This window comes from Haloferula rosea, from assembly GCF_016595525.1.
GTDB lineage: Bacteria > Verrucomicrobiota > Verrucomicrobiia > Verrucomicrobiales > Akkermansiaceae > Haloferula > Haloferula rosea.
Window position 1 is genome coordinate 1 of the sequence record NZ_JAENII010000011.1, and the last position, 25550, is coordinate 25550.

The 25550-nt window shown below is 62.1% G+C and carries 20 protein-coding genes and 1 pseudogene; 10 read left to right on the top strand and 11 right to left on the bottom strand.

Going from position 1 to position 25550, the window contains the following annotated elements:
- Both JIN81_RS13705 and aqpZ read left to right on the top strand, forming a co-directional pair.
- Positions 1-2364, top strand: a pseudogene (locus JIN81_RS13705) (fibronectin type III domain-containing protein); the annotation flags it as partial.
- Between the two features lie 219 nt (positions 2365-2583).
- Positions 2584-3273: an aquaporin Z gene (gene aqpZ, locus JIN81_RS13710; RefSeq protein WP_200280767.1), complete on the top strand. Its 690-nt coding sequence runs from the start codon at positions 2584-2586 to the stop codon at positions 3271-3273.
- Between the two features lie 3 nt (positions 3274-3276).
- On the opposite strand, the gene JIN81_RS13715 is transcribed toward aqpZ, so the two are convergent.
- On the bottom strand, positions 3277-3810 hold the full coding sequence (locus tag JIN81_RS13715) for a DnaJ domain-containing protein (RefSeq protein WP_234044943.1): 534 nt from the start codon (positions 3808-3810) through the stop codon (positions 3277-3279).
- Positions 3810-4169, bottom strand: a complete 360-nt coding sequence (locus JIN81_RS13720) for a HesB/IscA family protein (protein ID WP_200280773.1) — start codon at positions 4167-4169, stop codon at positions 3810-3812. The genes JIN81_RS13715 and JIN81_RS13720 overlap by 1 nt, the downstream gene beginning before the upstream one ends.
- A 69-nt stretch (positions 4170-4238) precedes the next feature.
- Between JIN81_RS13720 and JIN81_RS13725 the strand changes: the two genes are divergently transcribed.
- Genes JIN81_RS13725 through JIN81_RS13740 form a run of 4 tightly spaced genes read left to right on the top strand, consistent with a single transcriptional unit; the run spans position 4239 to position 7990 of the window.
- Positions 4239-5069 carry a patatin-like phospholipase family protein gene (locus tag JIN81_RS13725; RefSeq protein WP_200280776.1) on the top strand — a complete coding sequence of 277 codons (831 nt, stop codon included), beginning with the start codon at positions 4239-4241 and terminating at the stop codon, positions 5067-5069.
- Positions 5070-5080: 11 nt separating this feature from the next.
- Entirely contained in the window at positions 5081-5308 is a 228-nt protein-coding gene (locus JIN81_RS13730) for an acyl carrier protein (RefSeq protein ID WP_200280779.1), read from the top strand.
- 7 nt (positions 5309-5315) lie between these two features.
- Complete coding sequence (locus JIN81_RS13735; RefSeq protein ID WP_200280781.1) at positions 5316-6599, top strand: condensation domain-containing protein; 1284 nt, start codon at positions 5316-5318, stop codon at positions 6597-6599.
- Entirely contained in the window at positions 6596-7990 is a 1395-nt protein-coding gene (locus tag JIN81_RS13740) for a class I adenylate-forming enzyme family protein (RefSeq protein WP_200280783.1), read from the top strand. The genes JIN81_RS13735 and JIN81_RS13740 overlap by 4 nt, the downstream gene beginning before the upstream one ends.
- A 75-nt stretch (positions 7991-8065) precedes the next feature.
- On the opposite strand, the gene JIN81_RS13745 is transcribed toward JIN81_RS13740, so the two are convergent.
- The 6 genes from JIN81_RS13745 to JIN81_RS13770 all read right to left on the bottom strand — a co-directional run bounded on the left by JIN81_RS13745 (position 8066) and on the right by JIN81_RS13770 (position 17060).
- A complete protein-coding gene (locus tag JIN81_RS13745) occupies positions 8066-12265 on the bottom strand; it encodes a DUF7133 domain-containing protein (protein WP_200280785.1) in 4200 nt (1399 codons plus the stop codon).
- Between the two features lie 89 nt (positions 12266-12354).
- A complete protein-coding gene (locus tag JIN81_RS13750) occupies positions 12355-13476 on the bottom strand; it encodes a pyridoxal phosphate-dependent aminotransferase (RefSeq protein WP_200280787.1) in 1122 nt (373 codons plus the stop codon).
- A gap of 121 nt (positions 13477-13597) precedes the next feature.
- Positions 13598-13981 (bottom strand): hypothetical protein, encoded by a 384-nt coding sequence (locus JIN81_RS13755; RefSeq protein ID WP_200280789.1) that lies wholly within the window; start codon positions 13979-13981, stop codon positions 13598-13600.
- 48 nt (positions 13982-14029) lie between these two features.
- A complete protein-coding gene (folD, locus tag JIN81_RS13760; protein ID WP_200280791.1) occupies positions 14030-14902 on the bottom strand; it encodes a bifunctional methylenetetrahydrofolate dehydrogenase/methenyltetrahydrofolate cyclohydrolase FolD in 873 nt (290 codons plus the stop codon).
- Positions 14899-15567: a lysophospholipid acyltransferase family protein gene (locus JIN81_RS13765; RefSeq protein WP_200280793.1), complete on the bottom strand. Its 669-nt coding sequence runs from the start codon at positions 15565-15567 to the stop codon at positions 14899-14901. The genes folD and JIN81_RS13765 overlap by 4 nt, the downstream gene beginning before the upstream one ends.
- Positions 15567-17060, bottom strand: a complete 1494-nt coding sequence (locus JIN81_RS13770) for an FGGY family carbohydrate kinase (protein ID WP_200280796.1) — start codon at positions 17058-17060, stop codon at positions 15567-15569. The genes JIN81_RS13765 and JIN81_RS13770 overlap by 1 nt, the downstream gene beginning before the upstream one ends.
- 150 nt (positions 17061-17210) lie before the next feature.
- Here JIN81_RS13770 and JIN81_RS13775 point away from each other — a divergent pair, with 150 nt between their 5' ends.
- Positions 17211-17675: an iron-sulfur cluster assembly scaffold protein gene (locus JIN81_RS13775; protein ID WP_200280798.1), complete on the top strand. Its 465-nt coding sequence runs from the start codon at positions 17211-17213 to the stop codon at positions 17673-17675.
- A gap of 69 nt (positions 17676-17744) precedes the next feature.
- Here the strand turns inward: JIN81_RS13775 and JIN81_RS13780 are convergent, their stop codons facing one another.
- Entirely contained in the window at positions 17745-19025 is a 1281-nt protein-coding gene (locus JIN81_RS13780) for an alpha/beta fold hydrolase (RefSeq protein WP_200280801.1), read from the bottom strand.
- A gap of 167 nt (positions 19026-19192) precedes the next feature.
- Complete coding sequence (locus JIN81_RS13785) at positions 19193-20206, bottom strand: glutamine synthetase beta-grasp domain-containing protein (protein WP_200280804.1); 1014 nt, start codon at positions 20204-20206, stop codon at positions 19193-19195.
- 216 nt (positions 20207-20422) lie between these two features.
- Here JIN81_RS13785 and JIN81_RS13790 point away from each other — a divergent pair, with 216 nt between their 5' ends.
- Positions 20423-21241 carry a PP2C family protein-serine/threonine phosphatase gene (locus JIN81_RS13790; RefSeq protein ID WP_200280808.1) on the top strand — a complete coding sequence of 273 codons (819 nt, stop codon included), beginning with the start codon at positions 20423-20425 and terminating at the stop codon, positions 21239-21241.
- 58 nt (positions 21242-21299) lie between these two features.
- The gene (locus tag JIN81_RS13795) at positions 21300-22415 is read left to right on the top strand and encodes a hypothetical protein (RefSeq protein ID WP_200280811.1); all 1116 of its coding nucleotides are present in this window, start codon (positions 21300-21302) and stop codon (positions 22413-22415) included.
- 232 nt (positions 22416-22647) lie between these two features.
- On the opposite strand, the gene JIN81_RS13800 is transcribed toward JIN81_RS13795, so the two are convergent.
- Positions 22648-23916, bottom strand: a complete 1269-nt coding sequence (locus JIN81_RS13800; RefSeq protein ID WP_200280814.1) for an ATP-binding cassette domain-containing protein — start codon at positions 23914-23916, stop codon at positions 22648-22650.
- A 100-nt stretch (positions 23917-24016) separates the two neighbouring features.
- Between JIN81_RS13800 and JIN81_RS13805 the strand changes: the two genes are divergently transcribed.
- The gene (locus JIN81_RS13805) at positions 24017-25549 is read left to right on the top strand and encodes a phospholipase D-like domain-containing protein (RefSeq protein ID WP_200280817.1); all 1533 of its coding nucleotides are present in this window, start codon (positions 24017-24019) and stop codon (positions 25547-25549) included.
- The last annotated feature ends 1 nt before the right edge of the window (position 25550 follow it).

A 25550-nucleotide genomic window follows, 5' to 3' on the forward strand; every position in this document is an offset into this window, starting at 1 on the left:
CAGTCCGTTAGACTGCGCTTCAACGTGAGCGTCAGCGGACACGCCCCCGAGGCCCTCGTTCGTCTCGACAAACTCACCATCGCCGAGATGCCCGAAGCCGTTCTGGCCCTGCCGATCGACCAGATCGGGACCACCTCAATGCGTCTCAACTGGACTCCTTCCACCCTGCCTGGTTTCACCCGCTACCGGATCTACCGTAGTACAACCAGCACGGTCACCACCGCATCCCCCCTCATCGCAGAGTTCGATCAAGCGACCACGGACAGCTACATCGATACCGGGCTGTCCACCCGCACGACCTACTACTACAAGGTTTTCACGGTCGACGATCGGGACACCCACAGTCCCTCGGGCCTGATGACCGCAACCACCCTCGGCCTGCCGATTCCTCTCGAGGATGACTTCGAGTCCGGGTTCGACGGATGGACCGTGACCGGAGAGTGGCAGGTCTTCGAGGGCGTCGGCCGTGGCGGGGGCATGGCGCTCGTCGATTCTCCCGGAGACTACCTTGCCTCCACCGACACCACCGCCCAGTTCGCCGTCAATCTCGCCGGCATGAACTGGCCGGTCCTCCGCTTCTGGGACAAGCACGCCTTTGCAGGCGGTTCGTGGGGACGGATCGAGTTCTCTACCGACGGCACCTCTTGGGGGAACGCCCTGTACGGAGTCACCGGAATCCGTACGGAATGGAGACAACAGGCGATCGACCTCTCGAAATGGAAGAATCAAGAACGACTTTTCATCCGGTTCCGCCGGGCCACCGATGGAAATGTGGCCGACGGCTGGACCATCGACGACCTGAGCATCGGAGAGAACCCGAACGCACCGATCTATCCGGTCTGGGACGGCTTCGAATCCGAGTCCGGCCTGTGGCTCAACAGCCGCTGGGCCACCGTCAACGATGACCCGAGGGAAGGTTCCGGTTGCCTGCATGACACCCCGGAAGGACGCTATGCTCCCAGTTGTGAACAGCGCCTCGTCCTTGCCCACGAGCTCGATCTCACCAGTGCGGTCGACCCCAAGCTCAGCTTCTTCCTTCGTGGCAATCTCGCCTATCAATCATGGTTCCGGGTCCAGCTCTCGACCGACGGCGGACTCACGTGGGGTGACCTGAGCAGCCTCAACCTGAACTACACCTACGACCAACCCGACTGGAGGTTCCTGCAGGTGTCCCTCGCCCCGTGGATGGGCCAGCAGGTACGTCTCAGCTTCGTCACCTCGGGAAGCAACAACCAGCCCACCTCGAACATCCTGATCGACAGCATCGGCATCGGGGAAGAACCACCGGGCGCTCCGTCCCCACTTTCCCCGATCGACCAGAACATCGTTCCCGAACTACGACCCATCCTCACCACCGTGAATGCCGTCGATCCGCAAAGCGATCCACTAACCTACCGCTTTGAAGTATATGCCGATGCCGCACTTACCCAGCTTGTTGCCCAGGTCCCCGCGGTCGCTTCCGGCAGCACTACCACCTCGTGGCGGGTCGACGTCAATCTCCCCGACAATGCCTTCTACTGGTGGCGCTGCCGCGCGGATGATGGCGATGACACCGGGCCCTGGTCTTCAGTGGCAAGCTTTGCCGTCAATGAGATCAACAACCCGCCGAACGAAGTGCAGCCCGTGACACCACTCAATGGCGGCACCCTCTACAGCTTGACCGAACTCCTGATCTGGCGAACCACCGACGACCCCGACCCCGGAGACTCGATCCTCGACTACCACCTCGAGATCGATGACGACGGCGACTTCAGCTCACCGCTCGTCACGGTGGAAGGCATCACCGTCAGTGGAGTTCCCGACGAAGCCGGCCATCTGGTGGGTTTGCCTCTCGACCAACTCGCCGGCATCGAATCCATCCGTGCGGGCGGCTGGCTGTGGCGCATCCGTGCCCGTGACAGCCGCTTTGGCTACGGCCCTTGGTCCACGGCCACCGCCTCGTTCCGGATCGTCAGCGACTACGAACGCTGGGTCGTCGACCACTTCACTCCGGCCGAACGTCTCGACCCCGAGATCTCCGGACCCGAAGTCGATGACGACGGGGATGGCATCCCCCGGATCATCGAGTTCGCGTGCGGCATGGACATGAACATTTCCTCCATCGAAGGAGCCCCGGAGATGCGATACATCATGCTTGAGGGGGAACGCCATCTCGCCTTCGAGTTTGATCGCAAGATCGGCACTGACCTCGTCTTCCGACTCCAGTCCTCCAGCCGACTCGACTTCGGTTGGAAGGACACCGGGGCGGCAGTCGAAGTGATCGGCCCCATCGACAGCGTCCGCGAGCGCTGCCGCCTGACCGACCCACTCGCCATCGGTGAGTTCTCCCGCCGATTCCTTCGAGTCGAAGTGGACCTTCCTTGATTCAACCAACTCTCAAGGAACCTGCCACCGGTTCGCCCTGCTCCAGCCTCGCTCGGGAGATTCCATCCACTCCCCTGGGTCCGGGCGGCCCCGGCGAGGCGCCCTCTCTGAATCCTTGCCCCCGCATGGAGGTTCTGATTGGTTAGGCTTACTGCTCGGAACATACGGCTCCGCCACGAGCGGATCTCCGGGCCATCCCCCAACCAAAAACACATCATCATGAAAAAGTACGGCGCGGAATTCATTGGAACCTTCTGGCTTGTTCTCGGTGGCTGCGGCAGCGCGGTCATCTCGGCTGCCTATCCCGATGTCGGGATCGGCCACCTCGGCGTGGCACTCGCCTTTGGCCTGACCGTTCTAACCATGGCCTTTGCGATCGGTCACATTTCCGGGTGCCACCTGAACCCCGCCGTCTCGATCGGCCTGTGGGCGGGTGGACGGTTCGAAGCCAAGGAACTCGGCCCCTACATCATCTCCCAGGTGCTTGGTGCCATCCTTGCCGGCGGCGTCCTCTACGTCATCGCGAGTGGCAATGCCGGATTCGTCGTCTCCGGAGGCTTCGCCTCGAACGGCTACGGAGAACACTCACCCGACAAGTATTCCATGACGGCGGCGCTCATCTGCGAAATCGTCATGACGATGATGTTCCTCGTCATCATCCTCGGATCGACCGACAAGCGCGCCCCCGCCGGACTCGCTCCCATCGCCATCGGTCTCGGCCTGACCCTCATTCACCTGATCAGCATTCCGGTCACCAACACCTCGGTGAACCCGGCACGCAGCACAGGTGTCGCCCTGTTCGCCGGTGGGTGGGCCATCTCCCAACTCTGGCTCTTCTGGGTCGCTCCCATCATCGGCGGCGTCCTCGGTGCGGTCGTCTATCGATTCATTGGAAGCGAGGACAAGTAAGGCCTACCACAGGCTCGCAAAGCGCTCGCGCACCTGGCCCTGCCACTTCGATAGAAAGGCCAGGTCGCGGGCGACTTCCCACCCGTCCGCCGCTCCGGACTCCACCGCCTCGAAGCCTGCCACCCGGGATGCCACCAAGGCATCCAGCTTGCCGGTGATGTCCTCAAGCCCGTCACGCACACTCTGGGTGCGTGCTTCAAGCATTGCCTTCGCAAGCGCACTGCCAGCCGCCTCCCGCTCACGAATGAGCGCATCCGCCTGCTGCAGCAACTCCCCCAGCTCGGTGAAAAGCGACATCAATTCCGAGCTTACCGAGCCCCGCAGGTCGCCCGGTCGGTTCTCCAGTTCCAGCCAGTGCTTCAGCCGCCGGCCCGGATCCTTCAAGGTCTGCGAAGCCGCCTCCAGTGACTCGAAAGCTGCGACCGAGCCCCCGGAATCCGGGTGACAGAGCTTTCCCTTCGCACGGAAAGCCGCGGAAATTTCGTCATCATCGAGCGAAAGCCGCCGCTCCAGCCCCAGACAGTCAAACGCGTCCATCACGCCGCAAAGCTCTCCCCGCACGAGCAGGTCACCACCGCGTTCGGGTTGCTCACCTTGAAGCCGCCCTGCTGAAGGTCGTCGGAATAGTCCAATTCGCTGCCGCTCACAAAAAGCGCGCTTTTCGGGTCGATCACCACCTGCACGCCATTACTCGGCACCACGATGTCACGATCCCTCGGGCCATCCACCAGATCCATCTTGTACTGCAACCCGCTACACCCCCCGCCGATCACCGCGATCCTCAGACCGCCGTCCGGCCTACCCTGCTTCTCAAGCAGGCCACGCAGGTGCGCCGACGCCCCATCGAGCACTTTGATCAGTTTCTCGCTCCCCGTCTTGATATTGACTGCAGTCATCCGGCGCCAATTTCACCCCCATCCTTGCATGTGAAAACCGAAATCTCACAAACTCCCCCCGCAGCCTTGATGAACGAGCCCTCCACCCACCCTCCCGACCCCGCCCGAACGGCCGTCATCCTGAGTTCGTCCTTTCTCGGCGTGTACGCCCATGCAGGCTTCCTCAATGCCCTCGATGCCCGTGGATTCGACCCCGCACGCATCGCCGGCTGCTCCGCCGGGGCCCTCGCCGGGGCCTTCCACACCTGCGGATTGCGCGGCGATGCCCTGAAAGACGCCGCCCTCGACCCCCGACTGCGACGCTCGTTTTTCGACCTCGGTTTCCTCTGGAGACTCCCCGGCGTGGCCACCTCGTTCTGGTCGACCGGCATATTTTCCGGAAAACGAACCGTCCACCACCTGCGCAAGCTGCTTGGCGAGCGCGACATTTCCGAGCTTCCCCTCGATATCGCCGTGACCAACCTCACCAAAGGCATTTCCGAGATCAAGCGGTCCGGCCCCCTCGCCGAGACCATCATGGCCTCCTGTGCCGTGCCCGCCCTGTTCACCATCCAACAGATCGGCGACGATCGCTTCCTCGACGGAGGCATCGCCGCTGAGTTTCCCTACGAACAGTTCATCGATGACCCTGACATCGACACCATTCTCATCCACCGCATCCGCCATGAAGAAGGCAGCCAGCCGAATGTGAACTGGGAAACCGTCTCCAACGTCATCAGCATGTCCCACCACACCGCCTGCAACGAACTCCACCGCATGCGGGGAGACCTCGCCGCACAAAAGGGAAAACGCGTGATCGAAGCCACGTCCACCACCCCCTTCCCCGGTCTCCTGTCAAACCGACTGGCACCCACCTGCTACGACCTCGGCTACGAAACCGCCACCAAACTCGACTTCTAATTCCACCCACCATGGAAACCAAGATACTGGAAATCATTCAGACCGAAATACTGGACTCACCGGAGACACTGACCTCCGAGACCGACCTGTTCGAGGCCGGCCTGGACTCGATGGCCATCATGCAGCTGCTCCTCCACATCGAGGACCACTTCGACGTCGTCCTCGAACCCGCCGATCTCTCCAAGGAAAACTTCCAGACCGCACCGAAGATCGTGGCCCTCATCGAATCCAAACGCTAACCGCGCCTTGCCCCACGCCACCACCAGCGACGCTTTCCTGCTCGGCCTCGAATCGCTCATGCGCCGGTCCGGCCAGGGCGCCCACCTGTCCGCCACGGTCCTCGAGCTCGACGGACCACCGGACCGGGAGGCCGTCACCCGGGCCACCGAGGCGATGGGCTGGCGACACCCGCTTCTCCACGCCCACCTTCGCCGGTCGCCCCTCACCTTCATTGCCGCCTGGACCGCGGGGCCCGCTGCCCCGGTCCCCCTGCACTTCCATGTCGGAGAAGCCCTGGCCGCACTCGTCTCACGTCTGATCAACGGGAACTCGATCGACATCTTCCGCCCCGGACCGAACCTTGAAGTCCACATTCTGGAAGTGGACCACCGACACTTCCTCATCCTGCTCTGGCCCCACTCCCTCTTCGACGGGATCGGCATCGACAAGCTCATCAGCGAACTCGATTCCACCGACGACACTCCCCGGGAGGACTGGGGGGAAACCAACCGCGCCTCCGGCAACCCGTCCGAACTCTGGAAGACCGCCCACCCGATGATCGAGGAAATGCGGACGTTCCCCGCATCGAACATCCGCTCGCTCCACCGACCATCCCGGCATCCCGGCACCGCCTGCTTCGAGGTGATCGATTTCGACCTCGATACCAGCGCCGCCATCCACGCAAAGATGGCCGGCTCCGTGGGGGAATTACTATCGACACCGTATTTCGGCGCCGCCTCGGCCCGGGCCGTCGCGGCTGTCCTCGCCGGCCGCGATGAACCCTCCGCATCCATCCTCCTTTCCCTGCCGATCCAGCGCGTCAACGATCCCGCCAAACGTCCGCTCTTCTACAACCACATGACCGCCTGGTCACTCTTGTTGGAAAAGTCCTCACTCACCGACCTCACCCAGGCAACCAAGTCGCTGTTCCGCAGCTACGGGTCCTTCCGGAAGCGGAAACTCCACACCGCGATGGATGCACTCACCAAACTCAACGAGCGCTGTCCGTCCAGGTTCTACCTGCTGCCCATCAAACACTACCTGAAGGGCGAGATCTGTTCCCTCTTCCACTCGCACATCGGCGAGTTCGCCAGCGGTACCGATGCACTCTTCGGTCACCGCATTCTGAATGCCTACCACATCCCCACCGTCTCCACGCCACCGGGCGTCGGCATCTTTTTCTCGGAAAAGAACAAGCGACTGAGCTGCACCCTGTCGTGGCGGGAGGGCGCACTTGACCCCGCGGAGCTCACGACCCTCCGCCAGCAACTCCTCACCGATCTGGGAGCCGGACTTCCCGTTGTTTCATGAATCTCATCGAAGAAATATCACGTCGTCACCCGAGCGACGCCGTCGCCGTCATCAGCGGAGGCCGCTCGGTGACCTATGGCGAGTTGTTTGACGGCGCATCCGAAGTCGCCGCTGAGATTCGCAACGCCGCCCGCCCGCTTCAGCGCCATCCGCGCATCGGCCTGCATTGCCCGGACGGGTTGGACTACATCATCCTGGCCATGGGCATCCTGCTTGCCGACGCCTGCCTCGTCCCACTCGCCGAGGAACTCACCGCCGAAGAGCGCGAAGAGATCACCCACACCACCTCCCTCGATTTCACGCTGGATGGCAAACCGGATCATGGAGGGCACGTCTTGAAGCGCCTCAAGACCAAGCCTCCCGCATTCCCCGAAGACGACTTCCAGGCGCTCAACCCCGCATTCATCCGCTTCTCCTCAGGGACCACCGGGACCAGCAAGGGCGTCGTCCTCTCCCACGAAACCCTCCTCGCCCGGATCACCGCAGCGAACGAAGGATTGAAGATCGGCCCCGACGACAAGGTCCTGTGGATGCTTCCACTCGCCCACCATTTCGCCGTCTCCATCGTACTCTACCTGTATGCGGGCGCCGTCACCGTGCTGGAACCCTCGCCCGCCCGGGAAGACATCCTTGCTGCCGCGGAGGCCCACGAGGCCACCGTCATGTATGGCGCTCCCTTCCACTACGCCATGCTCGGCGCGGATACCGGCAGCTTCCGTTGGCCATCGCTGCGACTCGCCGTCGCCACCGCCGCCGCCCTCCCGGAGGCCACCGCACGGGCATTCGAGCAACGTTTCGATCAAGCCCTCGTCCAGGGACTCGGCATCATCGAGGTCGGACTTTCGGTTCTCAATCTGGAGGACGCCGCATCCACCCCGACAGCCATCGGTCGCGCCCTGCCCGCCTATGAAGTCGCCTTGCTCGATCCATCGGGAAACCCGGTCGCCGAGGGCGAAGCAGGCGAGTTTCATATCCGCGGCCCGGGCCTGTTGGACGCCTACCTTGTGCCATGGGATCCGGCACCACTGCGTGACGGCTACTTCGCCAGCGGCGATCTTGTCGTCCGCCACTCCGACGGACTTCTGACCCTCGTCGGCCGCAGCAAGTCGGTCATCAATGTCGCCGGCATGAAGGTGTTTCCCGAGGAAGTGGAGTCCGTCCTCAACCTTCATCCCGAGGTCGAGGCCAGCCGGGTCGTCGGCAAGGACCACCCGCACACCGGACAGATTCCCATCGCGGAAATCATCCCGCGCGACCCCGCCAACCCACCCAAGGCAATCGCACTCCAACGCTACTGTCGCGAACACCTCTCCGCTTACAAGGTGCCGCTGCGCTTCAAGCCCGTCGACCACCTTCCCCGCACCGCATCCGGAAAGATCCGGCGCGTGTGAATCCCGCACGACGGGTCGGTGGCCCGACACCCAGACGCATCCATCCGCCCCCGGGTGAAAAACGGACGCCCCTCATCACTCCACGATCATGACCCCCTTCATCAGGCGCCAGTGGCCCGGGAAAGTGCAGATGAAGGGATACTTGCCGGGCTTCTCGGGAGTGGTGAACTTCATCGTCACCTTCTCGCCGTAAGGCACCTGAGGCGTGGCGAAGAGAATCAGGTCGGACTCCGGAATGTAGTGCTTTTCCATGGCGTCCGCCTGCGATGCCATCGCATCGGCCAAGGCCCCCACCGCCGCCTCCTGCCCCGGCTTCGTGATCACCACATTGTGGAGCATGTGATCCACATTATCGAAGATGAAGTCATACGTCTTGCCCGCCTTCACCGTGAAGCTCTTCACGTTGAACTCGAGCGCTGCGGGGATTGTCTTCAGATAGATGTGCTTGTCCGTCACCGTCGCGAACTCCTCGTCGTAGGCTTTCGCCCACTTCTGATGCTCGGCAGGGTTCTTCGCAAAGTGGATCCCCTTCGGCTTCTTGCCGGTCTGATCGGCAAGGCTGAGCTTGGCGACAACCGGTCGGCGCGAGCCCGCCGAACTGGAGCTCGTCCTGATCAGGTTCAAGCCTTTGGTGAAACTCAAGTTCAGCTGACCGCTCTTCGCGTGCGTATTGCCGCGGGATTGTCGCACGGGCACCCCATTGAAGGTGATGTTCAGGTTCGGATCCCCCGCATAGTTGAGCACCAGGTCCTTCGCCTCATCGGACTTCACGTAGATCGAGCCACCCTTCTCCTTCTTGTTCTGGATCCAGCCGGTCAGCAAGGTGTCGGACGCCACGGTCAGGATGGGAAACTCAGGCCGAAGCGGCTGGCGACCATGAAGTTGGGCCAACTTGATCACCCGATCCAAGGGAGTGCCGGGTGGCGCTTCCGCCCCGTCGATCAACTCCGTCCAGAATGGAGCGAGCGCGTGCAGATGACTCGCCGCCGAGATCACGGCGATCTTCGTTCGATCGTCGTCGGACTTCAGAAGACGCGAAGCCATGGTTTGAGCTTCCTCACCCAGTGACGGAGCCCACCACCGGATCGACCGCGCGGCCGCCCGCTGGACCGGAAGCTCATCGGAGTCCATCAGCGCGCGGAGCAACCCAGGCTGGGAAAAATCCTTGCAGCGCTCGAACAGCCAGAGCAACTCGAGGCCCAGCTTCCCGTCTTTCATGCCATCGCTCACGAGCGTCCTGGCATGGGCCAGCACCTCCGCATCCGGCCGTCTTTCGAGCTCCTCGCGCGCCAACTCCTGAACCCGGATCTGCGGATGACTGAGCAGGCCGAAGAGCGACTTCAGGTCCGCACCATCGATCGTCGGTGGCGTCGCCAATGGAGCGCCCTTCCGGGTCACACGCCAGATACGGCCATTCTGGTAATCGCGGTTCGCATCGCGAATCGAGTGCTGGGCGTGACCAATGATGGGGTAGTAGAAATCCGAAACGTAAAGGGCTCCATCGAGCCCGAAGCCAAGATCCGTCGGACGGAACACCTTGTTCGCCGACGAGAACAGATTGATCGACTTGTCGGCCGCCACCCACGTGCCACCTTCGAGCTTCAGTGGGGTGAAGAGCACCGCATTCTTGGCCAGCAGGTGTCCGGTGACCATGCCGCCCTGCCATTCCTGCGGGAAGTGCGGGCTCGAGACCACCTCCAGCGTGCACCCCTTGTCGTCACGGAATGGCATGCCCATCGATGGCAGCGCCGAAGTACCCGATGGCGTCGCCACATTGTAAAAATCGCAATCAATGATCTGACCGCCGCCGAACATCTGGAAGGACTCGCCCCACTCGGTGAACGAGATCTTCCACGGGTTGGGATGGGTCGTCTGCCGCTCGATGCTGAGCTTCTGCGAATCCAGATCGTAGAACAGCACCGAGGCGTCCTTGGTTCGGACCACACCATTCGGCGTCTCGAAGCGCCCGCGGTGGAACAAGGCCTCATTGATGATCAACTGCCCCTGCGGCGTGCGCTCGAGGTAGCCACCGTGGTGGGTATCGGTGTCGTCGGCGCCACGCAGGATCTCCTCACGCACATCCGCCACCCCATCGCCGTCGGTGTCCCTCAGCCACAGGAACTGCCGGGCCACGGAGACAATGATGCCGTCCTTGTAGAAGACGAAGCCGTCGGGGAGCTTCAGATGGTCGGCAAACACGGTGCGCTTGTCCGCCTTTCCGTCCCCATCGGTGTCCTCAAACACCAGCACCTTGTCATTGGACAGCGTGCCGGGGACCGGAACCGGATAACTCTCGAAACAAACCACCCAAAGCCGACCTTTCGAGTCGAAGTTGATCTGCAGGGGGTTGATCAGCTCCGGGAAGTCCTCACTCGAAGCAAACAGGTTGACCTCGTATCCATCGGCCACCTCGAAACCCGCGAGGTCCTCCTTCGACGACTGGATCTTGCCCAAACCCTTGCGCGGCTGCTTGGCGGGTGGCTTCGCAATCGCGGTCGGCAATTCCGGCAAGGGGACCACGGCCTCCAGATTGGCAGCCTGCTTCCAAATCGCTTCATCGATCCGATTCGCGAGCTTCAGGTGATGCGGGATCTCCGTGTGATACTCGAAGTCCCGTCCACGAACTCCATAGTAGTGGATGCCATTGGCCGGATGGTAGGCCATCGCCACTTCGTAGGCCTTGCGCGCGACGAGCTTGCGCAGCGACTCGAATCCAGCGGACTCCATCGACACCGCATCGACCTTTTTCCGCGAACCAAGCTCACCGGCGAACACCCGGGCAACCGCCCGATTCCCCGCTTCGTTCAGGTGCATCCCGTTGCTCGTCAGTGGCGCATCACTCTCCGCATACAGCTTCTTGCTCGGAGTGAAGAGGTCGATGAACTTCACATCCCTCTTCGCAGCCTCTTCCTGCATCGCGTTGGTGTAGAGTTCGATGTCGGCATTGCGTGCCGCGGGGTCGGGAAATTGACCGAAATCCACGGCCTCCACCGCCGTCGGCGACACCAGCACGAACTCACTGCCGGGATGGCGGTCCATGATGATGTCGAGATACGCATTCAGATCCTTGCGGAACTTCTGAATCCCTTCCACACCGGCGAATGATTCGTTCATCCCGAAACACATGACCACCCGCTGGCACGGCAGTTGATTGGAAATGTAGCCAAGGTGATCCCCGAACTTCGACGGGCGGATCCGGAAGCCCACCTCGTCCGCACTGTAGGCGAGCGAGCGGAAGCTGAACGGCTTGCCGCCATTCGCGGCATGGAGCAGCGCCTCAAGCGTCCCGTCTTCCTGCTGACGCTCCACGAAACTGTTTCCATAGAAGAGGGTCAGGTCATCGGCAGCAGTCCGCACCTCCGGCAGTCCACCGGTCTTCGGCGGAGCTGCCTCTGCCTTCCTGGCCGGCTTCTTCCTGCCCTCCCTCGCCACAGCTTCCTTCGTATTGAGCGTGCGGACCGGCGTGTCGGCCTCTGGCACGGGTTGCCCCGCCGCCCAGAACACCCCGTTCACCAGCACCCGCATCGACTGGGGCACGTCGAAATCACCCAAGTGACCCAGCGAAGTGGTGAACACCCGGCCACCCCACGCATTCTTCCAGGTCCACGCCACCACGTCCGTCATCTCCGCCTTCAGATCGTGCGTGCCGAAGGCGTTCGTCCGCTTGCCCGTTTTGCCTCTCCCCGTGCCCATCAGCAAGGGCTCGGTGCCCGGCTGCAGCTTCGTGAGGTAGAGCGTGCCCGGTGACTCCCACTCGCCGGAAACCCCCGTCAGGATCGGGTGCTTCTCCGCACCCTTCGCCAGTGCGATCTCGGTCTTGCCACTCAGATGAATGAGATAGGGCGTCCCCAACACATTGCGACCGAATCCATGGTTCAGCTCCGCCTGGGCATGGCCCTTCGGATAGTTGAAACCATGCGTCGTGGTTCTCAGGCCGACCACCGGCTTGCCCGACTGCACGAACTCGGTGATGTGACCCAATTGATCGTCATCCAGCTTCAGGAAGCGAATGAAGAACACGCCAACATCCGCCGTCTTGAGCGCCTCCAGCCCCGGAAGCCCCCGCTTGTCCTTCTCTGGATCCCACGCTGGATTGACCACCGTCGTCCGGAAGCCCAGACGCTCCAACTCGGCGGCGAAGCCGGGCATCGACTTCTGAGGCGTGTAATGATGGGTGCCGACAACGATGACCGCATGGGGCTTCTTCCCAGCCGCTGCAGGAAGCACTGAAATCAACGAAGCGAAGAGAAGGAAATACCGAAAAATGGGGTTCACGGAGGCCCTCTACGCGACCCCACCCACCCATTCTTTCCCACCAAGGGGCCCACTCCCCTCGTCTCCCCCACCCGCTGGAGGCAAAACCCCTAGCCACCCGCCGCCGCAGCGATCTCGCAGAGCACTTCAGCCCCCTCCCGTAGCTTGTCATCCGGCACCGTGTAGCAGATGCGGAAATGGGTGTCCTGCTCGCTGAAGACCGCACCGGGAATGACCAGCACGTTCCGCGCAATCGCCTTCTCAACGAACTCCGTGCCCGTCATCCCTGCCGGCGCCTTGGCCCACAGGTAGAAGGCACCATCGGGCGGACCGATCTCGAAATGCTCCGAGAGGATCCCAACCATCAGGTCACGCTTCTTCTCGTAGTCCTCGATGTATGGATCCAGCTCGACCTGCGGGCAGGCCAGCGCCGCAAACTGCGCCATCGCCGGAGCACACACGAAGCTGTACTGCTGGACCTTCGTCATCGCCTGGATGATGTCCGCCGGACCGCAGGCGTAGCCAAGCCGCCACCCGGTCATCCCATACGCCTTCGAATGCCCCGCCAGCACCAGCGTGTCTTCATGGACCTCAGCCATGGAAACCATTTCCACATAGGCGAAGCGTCGGTAAATCTCATCGCTCACCACCAACAATCCCCGCTCCCGACATACCGAGGCAATCCCCTCGAGTTCCGCCCGGGAAAGAATCCGCCCTGTCGGATTCGCCGGCGAGTTCAGCAGAAGCAACTTCGTCTTCGATGTGATCAGCGAGTCCAGCCGCTCCGGATCGATGCCGAAATTCGTGTCGTACGTATCGAGATACACCGGCACCCCGCCGAACAGGCGAACCAAGTGCTTGTACATCACGAAATACGGATCCGGGATGATCACTTCATCGCCATCCTCAACCAACGCCATCAAAGCAAGAAAGAGCCCACCACTCACCCCGGAGGTCACCAGGAACTCCTGCTCGCTCCAGTCACGCCCGGTGAATTCCTTCTCCTCGGCCATGAGCTGGGTCCGCAACTCCGCCACACCCTGGGTTGGCGTATAGGTATTCTTGCCCGCATCGATCGCGTCATGAGCCGCCTGCTTGACGACATCCGGCACATCGAAATCCGGTTGCCCGATCGACAGATTGATCGGGTCCTTCAATTGCTTGGCCAGGTCGAAAACCTTGCGGATCCCGGAGGCATCGATCTGGTGGGTGCGCGCAGCGAGTCGTGACATGGCCGTTGTCTGCCAGCTTCTTCCCGCCTTGGCGAGTCACCAAGAGGGCCAGGAGCCGCTTTTCAAATCGCTCGCGAATCGAGCGTCGATGCCCGGAGGCATGGCAGGTCCCACCGGACCCTCAATGGCGCCCCTCATCCGCAGGCCGGGGCATCATCCACGCCCAGGTCGAGAGCCCGAGGAAAATCATCGCGGTCAGCCCGACCACCGTGCAGCCCATCGTCAAATTCGCTTGGAGATCGATCCATGACGTCGGATCCACCGCGCCCGACCCCGACAACATCAGCGTCACCAAGAGCATCCGGAGAAAATAGTGAAACGGCGCCAGCATCCCGGTGAACATGCTCAGCGACATCAGGACCTTCGAAGTCCAATGCCGCGCCGCCACCTTCCTGACATGGATCAGGAAGATCACGATCCACGCGACGAAAACTGCGTGAAACAGCAGCATCTCCGGGCCGAACATCAGGCTCCGCGAGATTTGCTCGAGCAATGACCCCCTCATGATGGCAGCGGAAGTTCGCGATGCGGCGATCGCTCACCGCACCCCAGGTCAGCCCAACTGCCGGGCCGACTGAAGCGTGTTCTTCATCAGCATTGCAATCGTCATCGGCCCCACACCACCCGGCACGGGAGTAATCGCCGACGCCTTCTCCGCGCATTCTTCGTAGGCCACATCACCGGTCAGGCGATAGCCGCGTTTCTTCGAAGCGTCGTCGACGCGGTTGATGCCCACATCGATCACCACGGCACCTTCCTTGACCCAGTCCGCCTTGACCATTTCCGGGCGACCGACGGCAGCCACGAGAATGTCCGCCTCACGGCAGATCCCGGCCAGATCCTTGCTTCGCGAATGAGCCACGGTCACCGTCGCATCCACACCCCGAGCCATCAGCAGCAGTGCCATCGGTTTGCCGACGATCATGCTCCGGCCGATCACCACGGCATTGGCACCCGAGGTCTCGACGCCCGCCTCTTTCAGCAGTCGCATGCAACCCGCCGGCGTGCAGGGCACGAAACCCGTCGGATCCTCGAGAGCCAGCTTGGCGACATTCTCCGGGTGGAAGCCGTCCACATCCTTGCGAGGATCCAGCGCCCGCACCACGGCCTCCTCGTCGATGTGCTTCGGTGGCGGGCTCTGCACGAGAATCCCGTGAATCGCCGGATCCGCATTCAGGTCGGCCACCACCTTGAGCAACTCCTCCTGAGTCGTCTCCGTCGGCAACTCGATCTTACGCGAGTAAATCCCCAGATCGCCACAGGTCCGGACCTTCGAGCCCACATAGACCTGGGAAGCGGGATCCTCACCGACCAGCACCACCGCCAGGCCGGGCGTGATGCCATCGGCCTTCAATGATTCCACTTCCGTCCGGCACTCTTCGAGAACCGCCGCCGCGACTGCCTTGCCATCGATCACCTTGCTCATGAGTCTTCTGTAAAGTCGTCCACACCCGCCCGAAGACCCGCTTCGAGTCGTGCGCGCCACGTTTCGAAATCATCCTCCGAAAGCCCGGGCGGAACCGCAAGCGCCTCGTCGAAAATGACGCGCACCCGGCTGAATGGCTTCGGCAGATGAAAGCGGTCCCAACTCTTCAACTTCCACACCGAGGAAAACTCGGCATGAATGGGAATCACCGGCGCACCACTCGTTTCCGCCAGTTTCACCAAGCCGGGCTGAAGCACGTAGCGTGGCCCGCGCGGGCCATCCGGCGTGATGCAGCAGTCGACCCCGGACCTGACCGCCTTGCGCAGGGCCACCAAAGCCGCCACCCCGCGTCTGGAACTTGATCCACGCACCGAACCGATCCCGAACACCCCCACCGCACGCGCCAGCATTGCGCCATCGTGACTCGCACTCGTCAGCACCACCGCTTCGCGCCGGCCCCTGCACAGCTTCTTCCATGCCGCCGGCACGATGAAGATCCGGTTGTGCCAGAGCGCGTAAAGCACCGGCCCGTCGATCTCCACCAGTCCACAACGATCATCGATCTCGATGCGGAGCGTGCCGCACCAAAGCCTCATCAACCACCCTGCCGTCTTGCCCAGCAATGTGGCCTTCCGGCTCTCGCGGATCTCACTCCCCTTCGCCATTACATGAACCCCCCGTCGTGGAGCACCTCCGCAAGATACTGCTGCCGTCCCATCAGTTCCTGATAGAAATCATGCCTCCCCGCATCCGGCAAGCATCGCGATTCCTCGTCGACGGTGACCATGTAGCCTGCGACCTCCTCGAAGCCAAGCGCCTCACCCTGCTCCCGGAACCACACCGCCGCCGCCTGCATCGCCGCACCCAGCAACGGCCCACCGCCGCCGGATACCGCAACCACCGGGACACCCAGCGCATCCGCCAGCAGCTGCCCGCCAGCCGGACCCGCATGCCGGGTCAGCCTGACCTCCAGAGGTTCATACCCCATGTCCTGCAGCCGGCTCATGCCATAGGCGAAACCGAGAGCCACCCCCTCCGCCGCCGCCCGCGCCAGATTGCCGGGCGTCAGGTTGTTCATCGTGATCCCATGGAGAAGCCCCTGCGCTTCCGGCAACCGAGGGACCGCCTCACCGCGCAAATACGGTAGGAATAGTAGTCCGTCCGCCCCCGCCGCCGTCTCGGACAGGGCCTTTTCGAAATCCGCAGACGACCACCCGTTGTGCCTCCTCACCATTTCGGGCGCGGACACCACATTGCGCATCGGCATCCGGGTGAATCCGTTGCCCGCAAGATCACAACCCACCTCACCCTCGCCTCGGTAATCCACCCGCGTGCCCTCCGACAGTCCCGCCAGACACCCATCGCCCGAGAGATCCGCAATCACCTCCTCGGGCATCGCGATCCCGGCCGCGAGCAGCGCCGCCGCCTGCTGTCCCGCCCCGGGCCCGACCCAAACCTGACCCTCCAGCCCCCACGCGGATGCCAGCGCATCCCTGAGTACCCCCCGTGGCTGGGATGGCGGCAGCCCCTGCGGCAACATCGCTGCCACCTCGGGCGCGACGAAGTCCACCAGTGTCCGCGACCACGACCGCTCCGGCACCTCGAACCAACCACTCGTTGCCGCCGTCGACGCCGACGTCCCGGTCTCTCCACTGAGCCAGTAGCCGACGAAGTCCTCCACGCTCATCAACCGCCGGGCACGCTCGAAATGCTTCGGTTCATGGAGCTTCAACCAGCGCACCTGTGCCGCCATCGACGAAGCATCCAGCGCATTCCCCGTCAACTCGATCAAGCCCGGCGCACCGCCGAACTCGCGCAAAATCTCCTGCGCCTCCCCTTTCGCCGACAGGTCGCCTCCCCACTTCACCGGGCGGATCACCCGGTCATCCTCATCCAGAACCACCACCCCACCCGGAGCCGCCGTCACACTCATTCCCGCCACCGATCCGCGCAGCTCCCCGAGCTCATCCAGCACCTGCCGCACCGCCAGATCCACCGCCCTCAACCACATGCCCGGATCCTGCTCACGGCAGCCGTCCGGCAATCCCCCCAGCCATTCATGAGGCGCCGACGCCCTGGCCGTCACACTCGCCGTTTCCACGTCGAGTGCCAGCACCCGCGTCATCGCATGACCGATCTCGACACCCAGAAATTGCACCTCCCTCAAAGGTCCACACCCACCCACCGCTTGGCAAGCCTGCGACAAGGCCCGCGACGGGATTCTTCCTCCCGCCAGATGCGCGCAGGAACACACCGCACCCTCCAATTATCCATTTCCCAACCCACCGATCACCCGTAAGCTAACGGCATGAGCGACTTCGAAGACAAAGTGCGGGACGCGCTGGCCAACCCGCGGAATCAGGGCGAAATGAGCGACGCCGATTCCGTCGGCACCGTCGGTTCCCCGGACTGCGGCGACATGCTCCGCATGTGGCTGAAATTCACCGAGAAGGATGGGCAGAAGGTCATCGACCGGGCCTCCTTCCAGAGCTTCGGCTGTCAAACCGCCATCGCCGTGGCTTCCATGGCCACCGAACTCCTGAAGGGAAAAACCGCCGAAGAAGCCCAGGCGCTCTCCGCCGATGAACTCACCGGTGACCTTGGCCCGCTACCCCCCATGAAGATCCACTGCGGCCAACTCGTCGAGGGTGCCCTCCAAAACGCGCTGGGAAGTGAACCCTCCGCCGCCTCATCGCCAGCCAACAGCCCCACCCTGTCCGGAGAGCTCCAGAAGCCCAAGGGCCAGATCAAGATCGTCCCGCTGGACGACTGAGGCATCCCGGCTCCCAGCCGACCCATCCCGACACCTCACCTGATTGCGCAAGCCGGGCGATCCGACCCGTCACGGATGGTCGGCCCTGAGGAAACGCTCCACCTCCCTGATGACCTCTCGATTCGACAGGATCGACATGTGGTCATCGTGATATTCCTTCAGCGCCACCGCATCCTTCACCGCCAGGTCGAAGGTCATGCTCTCCACGCTCAAAGTCCCATCATTCTCAGGTGGCAGGCCCCAGCTCTTCGAGCTCTTCGTCCCATAAAGCATCATGTGTTCCACATCCCCGAGGAGCCGGTCCTCAAAGACATCCTCGAGGAAATCGCTCTTCGGTTCGATATCCCTCCACGAAGGAATCACGGAGGGCGCCCTCTTGACTCCCGTCGCTGCGAATTCCTGCCCGCCGAAAGGAGAGGAAATCGAAACAAACCGCCCGATGCAGGGATCCTTCGAGTCGAGGTTGTCCAGAATCGCCCGGCGTGCCACCAGACCACCCATGCTGTGGGCGACGACATGCACCTTCTCGAATCGATGGTGACTATGCAGCAACCGCAGCCCTCGATCCAGGCTCGCTCCCATCTCTGACAACCTCCGCCCGCTCGGGTAATGGAAGAACCAGAGCTGGAACCTCTTGCGGTCGAAGGTGGCGATGAAATCCTCGAAGTCCTTGGGCGAACCCGCTGCTCCGTGCACGAAGACCACCGGAGTACGATTGGCATCGTACTTCTCCGTGAAATAGATCCCCAGACCGACCTTCATCGGGTAGCCGGCCGGTTCCCAGTAGCCAGCCTGCGCCGATTCGCTTGAAAACCTTGCCTCACTCACCTTCGCCACCTCACCCAGGTTGATCGGGATCTCCCAACCCGTCTTCACCTCGGACCTGTGACGCCCTTGGTAAAACTCCTCCGCAGGGCCGACCAGGTCAGCCGGATAATCATGGCTCGGCTTCAGGTAACCCATGGCCTCCGGCTCCCCCGGGTGAATGGTGATCGGCGCCACGTTGCCCGCCTGATCCATGCTGAACCACGCAGGTTCTCCCTTGTCGAAGCGGTCATTCCCGTTCGAATCGGCCCAGGCCATCAGGTAGAGGTTGTCGCTTTCCTCCACAAAGAAGCCGAACACCCCAAGCCCCTTCACATCGCAGTAATCCACACTCTTGATCTTCTTCTTGTCCCGGTCCCAATCGACCACGAAGGCCCTGACATCCTTGTAATCCGCAGCATTCTTGATGTGACCCGTCACGATGACCGTCTCATCCATGAAATTCAGGTTCTGTCCGAGTTTGCGGAAATTCGCACACCCGGACACCAGCAGGACGAGCAGAAAAAGAAGCACACCGGATTTCATATGGTCGGACTCTGAGCCAGAAATCCATCCAGTGACAAGGGCCGAGCGGCGACACCATGACAGCAGCCCGCGACCACGCTTGGTGAGTGCCAGGCACCCATCCCACAAAAAAACCGCCCACCCCGAAAGGATGGACGGCTTTGGAAATCAGAAATCGTCTGGCGATCTCAGGAAGTCGGAACTTCAGCAATCGTCTTGAGAATCCGCGAAGCGATCGCGTATGGATCACCCTGCGAGTTCGGACGACGGTCCTCAAGGTAGCCCTTCCAGTCGTTCTTCGCGAAGCTGTGAGGCACACGGATCGAAGCACCACGGTCAGCGATACCCCAGGAGAACTGGTCGATCGACTGGGTTTCGTGGAGACCGGTCAAACGCATGTGATTGTCCGGGCCGTATGCAGCGATGTGTTCGTCGCAGTTCTTTTCGAAGGCTGCCATGAGCTTGTCGAAGTACTCCTTGCCGCCGGTCTCACGCAGATACTCGGTCGAGAAGTTGGCGTGCATGCCGGAACCATTCCAGTCGCCGGTGAGCGGCTTGCAGTGGTACTCCACGTCCACACCGTAGCTTTCGCAGAGACGGTTGAGGATGTAGCGGGCAACCCAGATCTGGTCAGCGGCACGCTTCGAACCCTTACCGAAGATTTGGAACTCCCACTGGCCTTTCGCCACCTCGGCGTTGATGCCTTCGTGGTTGATGCCGGCGTCGAGGCAGATTTCAAGGTGCTCTTCCACGATCTGGCGAGCGACGTCACCGACGTTCTTGAAGCCGACACCGCAGTAGTACTCACCCTGTGGGTTCGGGTAGCCGCCCTTCGGGAAACCGAGTGGCAGGCCGTCTTCGACGAGGAAATACTCCTGCTCGAATCCGAACCAGGCGTTCTCGTCGTCCAGGATCGTAGCGCGGGAGTTGGATGGGTGCGGAGTGCCGTCAGGAAGCATGACTTCACACATGACAATCGCACCATTGTTGCGGGTGGAGTCAGGGTAGATGGCAACAGGCTTCAGGACACAGTCCGAGTCGCTGCCGTCGGCTTGCTGGGTCGAGCTGCCGTCAAAACCCCAGTCAGGAAGCTCTTCGAGAGTTGGAAACTTCTCGTATTCCTTGATTTGGGTCTTTCCGCGGAGGTTCGGGACCGGCGCATAGCCGTCGAGCCAGATATACTCCAATTTGAACTTGGGCATCGTATTAGTCGTAGTTTTGGTGGTTTGATTCGCCCTCGGGGGCGGGATGGCTGGTCCGCGAGATACCGCCTCCCCCGTGGAGAGCCAGCTCACGTTCCGTGACGGGGTCAGCACATAGCGGGCCAATGGCCTCGACGAAACGAATTTTTTTGCCTTTGTCGTCATCGCTTCCCCCAGCCATCGTCCCCGCAGCCGACCGGCCTCCTTGGAAACCGCATGGAAACTGACGTAGAGACCCCGCCACCTTCTGAAATCCGCTGGTCTGGCATCACCGACACCGGGCGCTTCAGAAACAACAACGAGGATGCCTTCCTCGCGCTCACCTTCGATGCCCACGAGCTTCACTACCTCGGCAAGGACGGCAACAGCTCGCTGGATTTCCACGACTTCGTGTTCGCCGTGAGCGATGGCATGGGCGGCGCAAAAGCCGGGGAAGTCGCCAGCAAGATCGCTGTGGAGAAAATCACCCGCCTCCTGCCCCAGAGCTTCCAGCTCGGAGCCAACCGGATCGACTCCGGCTTCGCCGACAGCCTGAGCGAGATCTTTCTCCAGACCCACGACTCACTTCGAGAACTCGGCCGACATTATGAGGAATGCCGCGGCATGGGAGCCACGCTGAGCCTGTGCTGGTTCATGCCCGGCTGGATGGCCTTCGGACACGTCGGCGACAGCCGCATCTACTACCTGCCGAAGAACGGCGACATGGTCCAAGTCAGTGAAGACCACAGCCACGTCGGAAGCCTCCAACGTCGCGGGATGCTCAACGAACGCCAGGCCCGCAACCATCCCAAGAAGAACATTCTTTCCCAAGTGCTGGGAGGACGCAGCGAACGCGTGCACCCGCAGATCGGCCGCGTCGGATGCGAACCCGGAGACCGCTTCCTGATCTGCTCGGACGGGCTCATCGACGGGCTCTGGGACCGGAGGATCAATGACATGGCCCGCGAGGAACTCAGCGCCAAACGACTGGTCGACTACGCCGTCTCGGAATCCGGTCGGGACAACACGACCGCCATGCTCATCGAGGTCGAGTGAGCCCGCCCTGCCGAACCTCTGAGCTTGATCTTCTGTGAAATCGAGGCGATTGGCCGGCGTGCGAATCCCGCGAACCCTCGTGACTTCCCTGGCGGCTACCGTGCTGCCCGGGCTGTCCGTGGAAACCAGGAATCTCACCTTCGTCATCCCGCCGAACAGCACTACCACGGTCAACCTGACGTCCACCGCAGGCATCGGCGATGTTTCCCAGACCACCTTTCCGGACGAAACGACCGCGACCTACGCCGGCAGCATCCAGGCATCGATCGGCTTCGATCCGGAAACCCTGGCAGTGACCGAGTTTGCCTACACCGGAGGGTCTGTGCAGCGGCAGGAAGCCGAATCGAGACTCCAGATCTTTCCGACCATCACCTACACCGGAGTCACGACACCGCTCCCAACCTCGTTTACCCGGACCTCATCGTCCTACGTTTCCCCGTTTTACCGGGCCTTTGTCCCCACCACCGTCAACCCACCAGCCTCGGTCGACCCCTTCGACGGCATCGTGGCGGGGAACCACCACTGGGTGACCAGTGTGGGCTACGAACGGCTCTTCAGCAGCCGGTCGGGGGTCATGAAGCTTGAGGTCGTCAGCTCCCAAGCTCCGCCGGTCGAGCTGCCTCATCGGGGCACCCCCATCATCTCTCTCGCCCAAACAGGGACCACGACCTTCCACCGACTCATTCGGGCAACCCTGACCTACCAATTCACCGAGTCCGCGCCCTCCAACATTGTCCAGTCGGCTCAGCAACTCTTCGTTCAAGAAACCGGCAGCTGGAGCACAACCGCTCTGTTCACCCTGCCGAATGACTACAGCTTGTGGGCCCAGAGCCACGGCTTGGTGAACCCCGACCCCGAGGACACCAATCCCGCCGGCATCCCGTGGGTCTTCCTCTATAATCTCGACCTGCCTCCCACGACCCCATCCCTGCCGGCTGGCTTCGTCCAGCAGTTCGGCGAGAACCTGCTTCAAATTACCCTCCCTGCAACAGGCCTGAAGGTCCCCATGAGCCTCGAATACTCGACCACCCTGGCGGACGGCAGCTGGCAGGCTCTCCCCCTCGAATCTTATCTCGATGGCCCCGGCTCCCTCGACTCTGGCGCCACCGGCTCCCCGCGCTTTTTCTTCCCCGCCGCCCCTCCCTGCTTCCTGCGCTTCAAAACCGCGCTGTAGTGTAGTCCGCCAAGCAGACTGTGCGTTGTGCGATGGGGAGTTTTTTCGAAGTTCAAGGCGTGAGGAGGGTGCGAATCGAGATTCGTGACCGACGAACAACGCAGAAATTTGGGAAAAGACCCCGTCGTTCTTTCGCCGACCCCGCGAAGCGACTGGATACCCATATTCCTTAAAAAATCATAATGTGCAGTCTGCTTGGCGGACTACACTAGCAGGCGACCCGACGGCCCCCTCAGTCATCGAAGACGAAGCAAAGGTAGGTCGTGGCCGCCATCTCATCGAACGTCATTCGCCGCGGCTCATCCTTCCCTCCCCAACTCTCGAGGAAAAACACCTCCCGCTTCTTCGGGTCGAAACCGGTCAGCACCGAGGCGTGCAAAGGAGCATCCTCGCCCGGCCACGTTGCCTTCTCCTCCACCGACAGCGGATCCGGCAGATCGGCGCCCTGTTTGGCCACTTCGTCGTGAAGCCGGTTCCTCTCCCACGAGAACCGCCGCCACACGATGACCGGACGCCCCTCCTCCAGCGCCCGGCGAACCGCCAATTCGTCAAATTTCGGCGAACGGTCCATCGATAGTCCAGCCTCCGCCGCCACCGCACTGTAGAGCTTCACCATGTTCGACCCCGCCGCACTCCCGGTATTCTGAAATCCACCCGCCGCCGCCAACCAGTCCTCATCCAGGTGCAGTCCAAAGTGTCGCGCAGCCATCGCCAGCGTGTTCAGCCCGCAGTAGGGCCGGTATCCCTGCGGAATCGGCTCCATCCCGGCGAGGCGCACCACTCCATCCTCCTTCACCACGGAGCGGCTCAATCGAGCCTGCCTCTCCCGATCGTTCTCCTCCTTGAATGCCCGATCCATCCAGCTGTCGGAGGCCAGCTCCTCTGTGGAAATCTCTGCTCTTACCAGCCGCTGATCCGCGGAGAACAGGCGGATCACCAGATCCCCCTTCTTCCATTCCTCCACTTCAGCCCTCAGCATCCTTCCCTTGCCGATCCGGCGCTCCTTCGGCTCTTCCCGATCCGCCAGCAGCGAAATCGACTTCCGCACCTCATCCAACGACTCCTCGAAAATCTCCGTAAATTCATCCTGCCGCGCCTTCAGACGATCCATCGCCACCTGCTTCGCCTCCTCACGTCCCAGGCCCTTCGGCAAATCGTCCTCGAAATAGCCAAAGAACGATCCCGCATCCGCAAAGGTCGCCTCCACACGCTCCAGCACCCCTTCCCTGCGCACCGCCCTCAGGATCACCACCTCCCGACCAAACACCTCCGGCCGCGCCAACAAATGAGAAATTTCCGCCGACCCGACCCGCCCCTCGGCCACCCACTGACCGGGAAGCTCACCATCGCCCGCCAGAGCCGCCAGCACCGGCTCGGTCAGATCCGTGCCATTGAGTGGACTGTCCGCTTGGACGATGGGGCCGAAAACCGTGTTCGGGATGGCGAAAACCGGCGCCGCCAAGCCGATCGCCACGGTCAGAATTCCTGCTACTCGCTTCATGCTGATACTTTGAGACCTCCTTCCACCGAACATATTCAATATTCCTTCGTTTGCCAGCACACCCTTGTCGGTCCTGCGGCGGTTTGAAACACTCCCCCCTGTGATTCGGCATCTGATCCCCGCCCTCGCCTGCATCGCGCTTTCCGCCTGCACCATCCTTCCGAAGGTTGAAGACAAGCCCGTCAGTCACGCGATCGCCGCCCCTCAGCACGGCACGGCCTCCACCACCAGCCGCCGGATCAACCGCCAGCTGGCAAAGGACCAGTCCGCGTTCCTCCTCCTCGAGGAGGCCAAGGAGGGCCTCGACTGGCGGCTCGCACTCATCGACTCGGCAACCTCATCCATCGACATCCAGCTCTACCTCTGGCACCAGGGAGCCTCCAGCAGCCTGATCTTCTTCCGTGCCCTCCAAGCTGCGGAGCGCGGCGTCCGGGTCCGGATCCTGGTCGATGACTTCCTGCTCAACAGCAACGAACCCGCCCTCGCAGCCCTCTGTCGGGAGCATCCGAATTTCGACGTCCGGATCTTCAACCCCGGCCGCGTCCGCAACAACTCGTTCGGCGCGCTCGCCGAATGGGCATCGAACTTCCGCTCGCTCAATCGACGGATGCACAACAAGACCTTCACCGTCGACCGCAGCCTGAGCATCGTCGGTGGACGAAACATCGGCGACCACTACTACGGCATGGACCGTAATTACAACTTCATCGACCTCGACGTGCTCGCAAGCGGACCCGTCGTCGATGACATCTCGGATGGATTCGACGCTTTCTGGAATTCGTCCCATACCTTCCCCGGAACCCACCTTTCCTCAAAGAGGATGGACTCCGCCGTCCAGACCTACCAGACCAGCCTCCGGACAAGCATGGAGGAGGATTTCGCCGAAGAACTCCGGAACTACCCGCTCGACCGCCAGGACTGGTCACGGATGCTCGGCAAACTCCCCGCAGGCATGCACTTCGGCAAAGCAGAGTTCATTCAGGACCACCCCGAGGTCCACGAAGACAACCGGCAACTCGTCCGGACCCTCGAGGAAGTCCAGGCAAGGAAACAGGGTGAGGTCACCGTCGTATCCCCCTACCTGCTGCCCTCCGATGCTTCGATCGAGAACATCAAGAACGCCGAGGCCAACGGGGTCGACATCAGGATCCTCACCGCAAGCCTCGAGGCGAACAATCAACCTCTCGTCGACGGCCACTACCGCAAGATCCGTGCCCGACTGGTCGACAACGGCGCCGAGGTCCATGAATTCCGGCCCGACCCGAATCCACAGGTCCGTGCGGATGCCGATGTACCGCCCGTCGTCGCGAAACGCATCACACTCCATGCGAAGACCATCGTCGTCGACAACCGACGGTCCTTCATCGGATCCCTCAACCTCGACCCACGCGCACTCGACATCAACACCGAGAGCGGCCTGCTCATCGACAGCAAGCCACTCGCCAACGAACTCAACGAGTGGCTGGAAGAACTCTACTCAAGCGACAACTCCTGGGCCGTCAGCCGCGATGCCAATGGCAAGGTCCAGTGGCAATCACGGGACACCACCCGGACCACTGAGCCGCCCGCCAAGTGGTCGCGGAAGCTGATGTCCCGCATCTCGGGACTCTTGCCGATCCGCGACCAACTCTGAG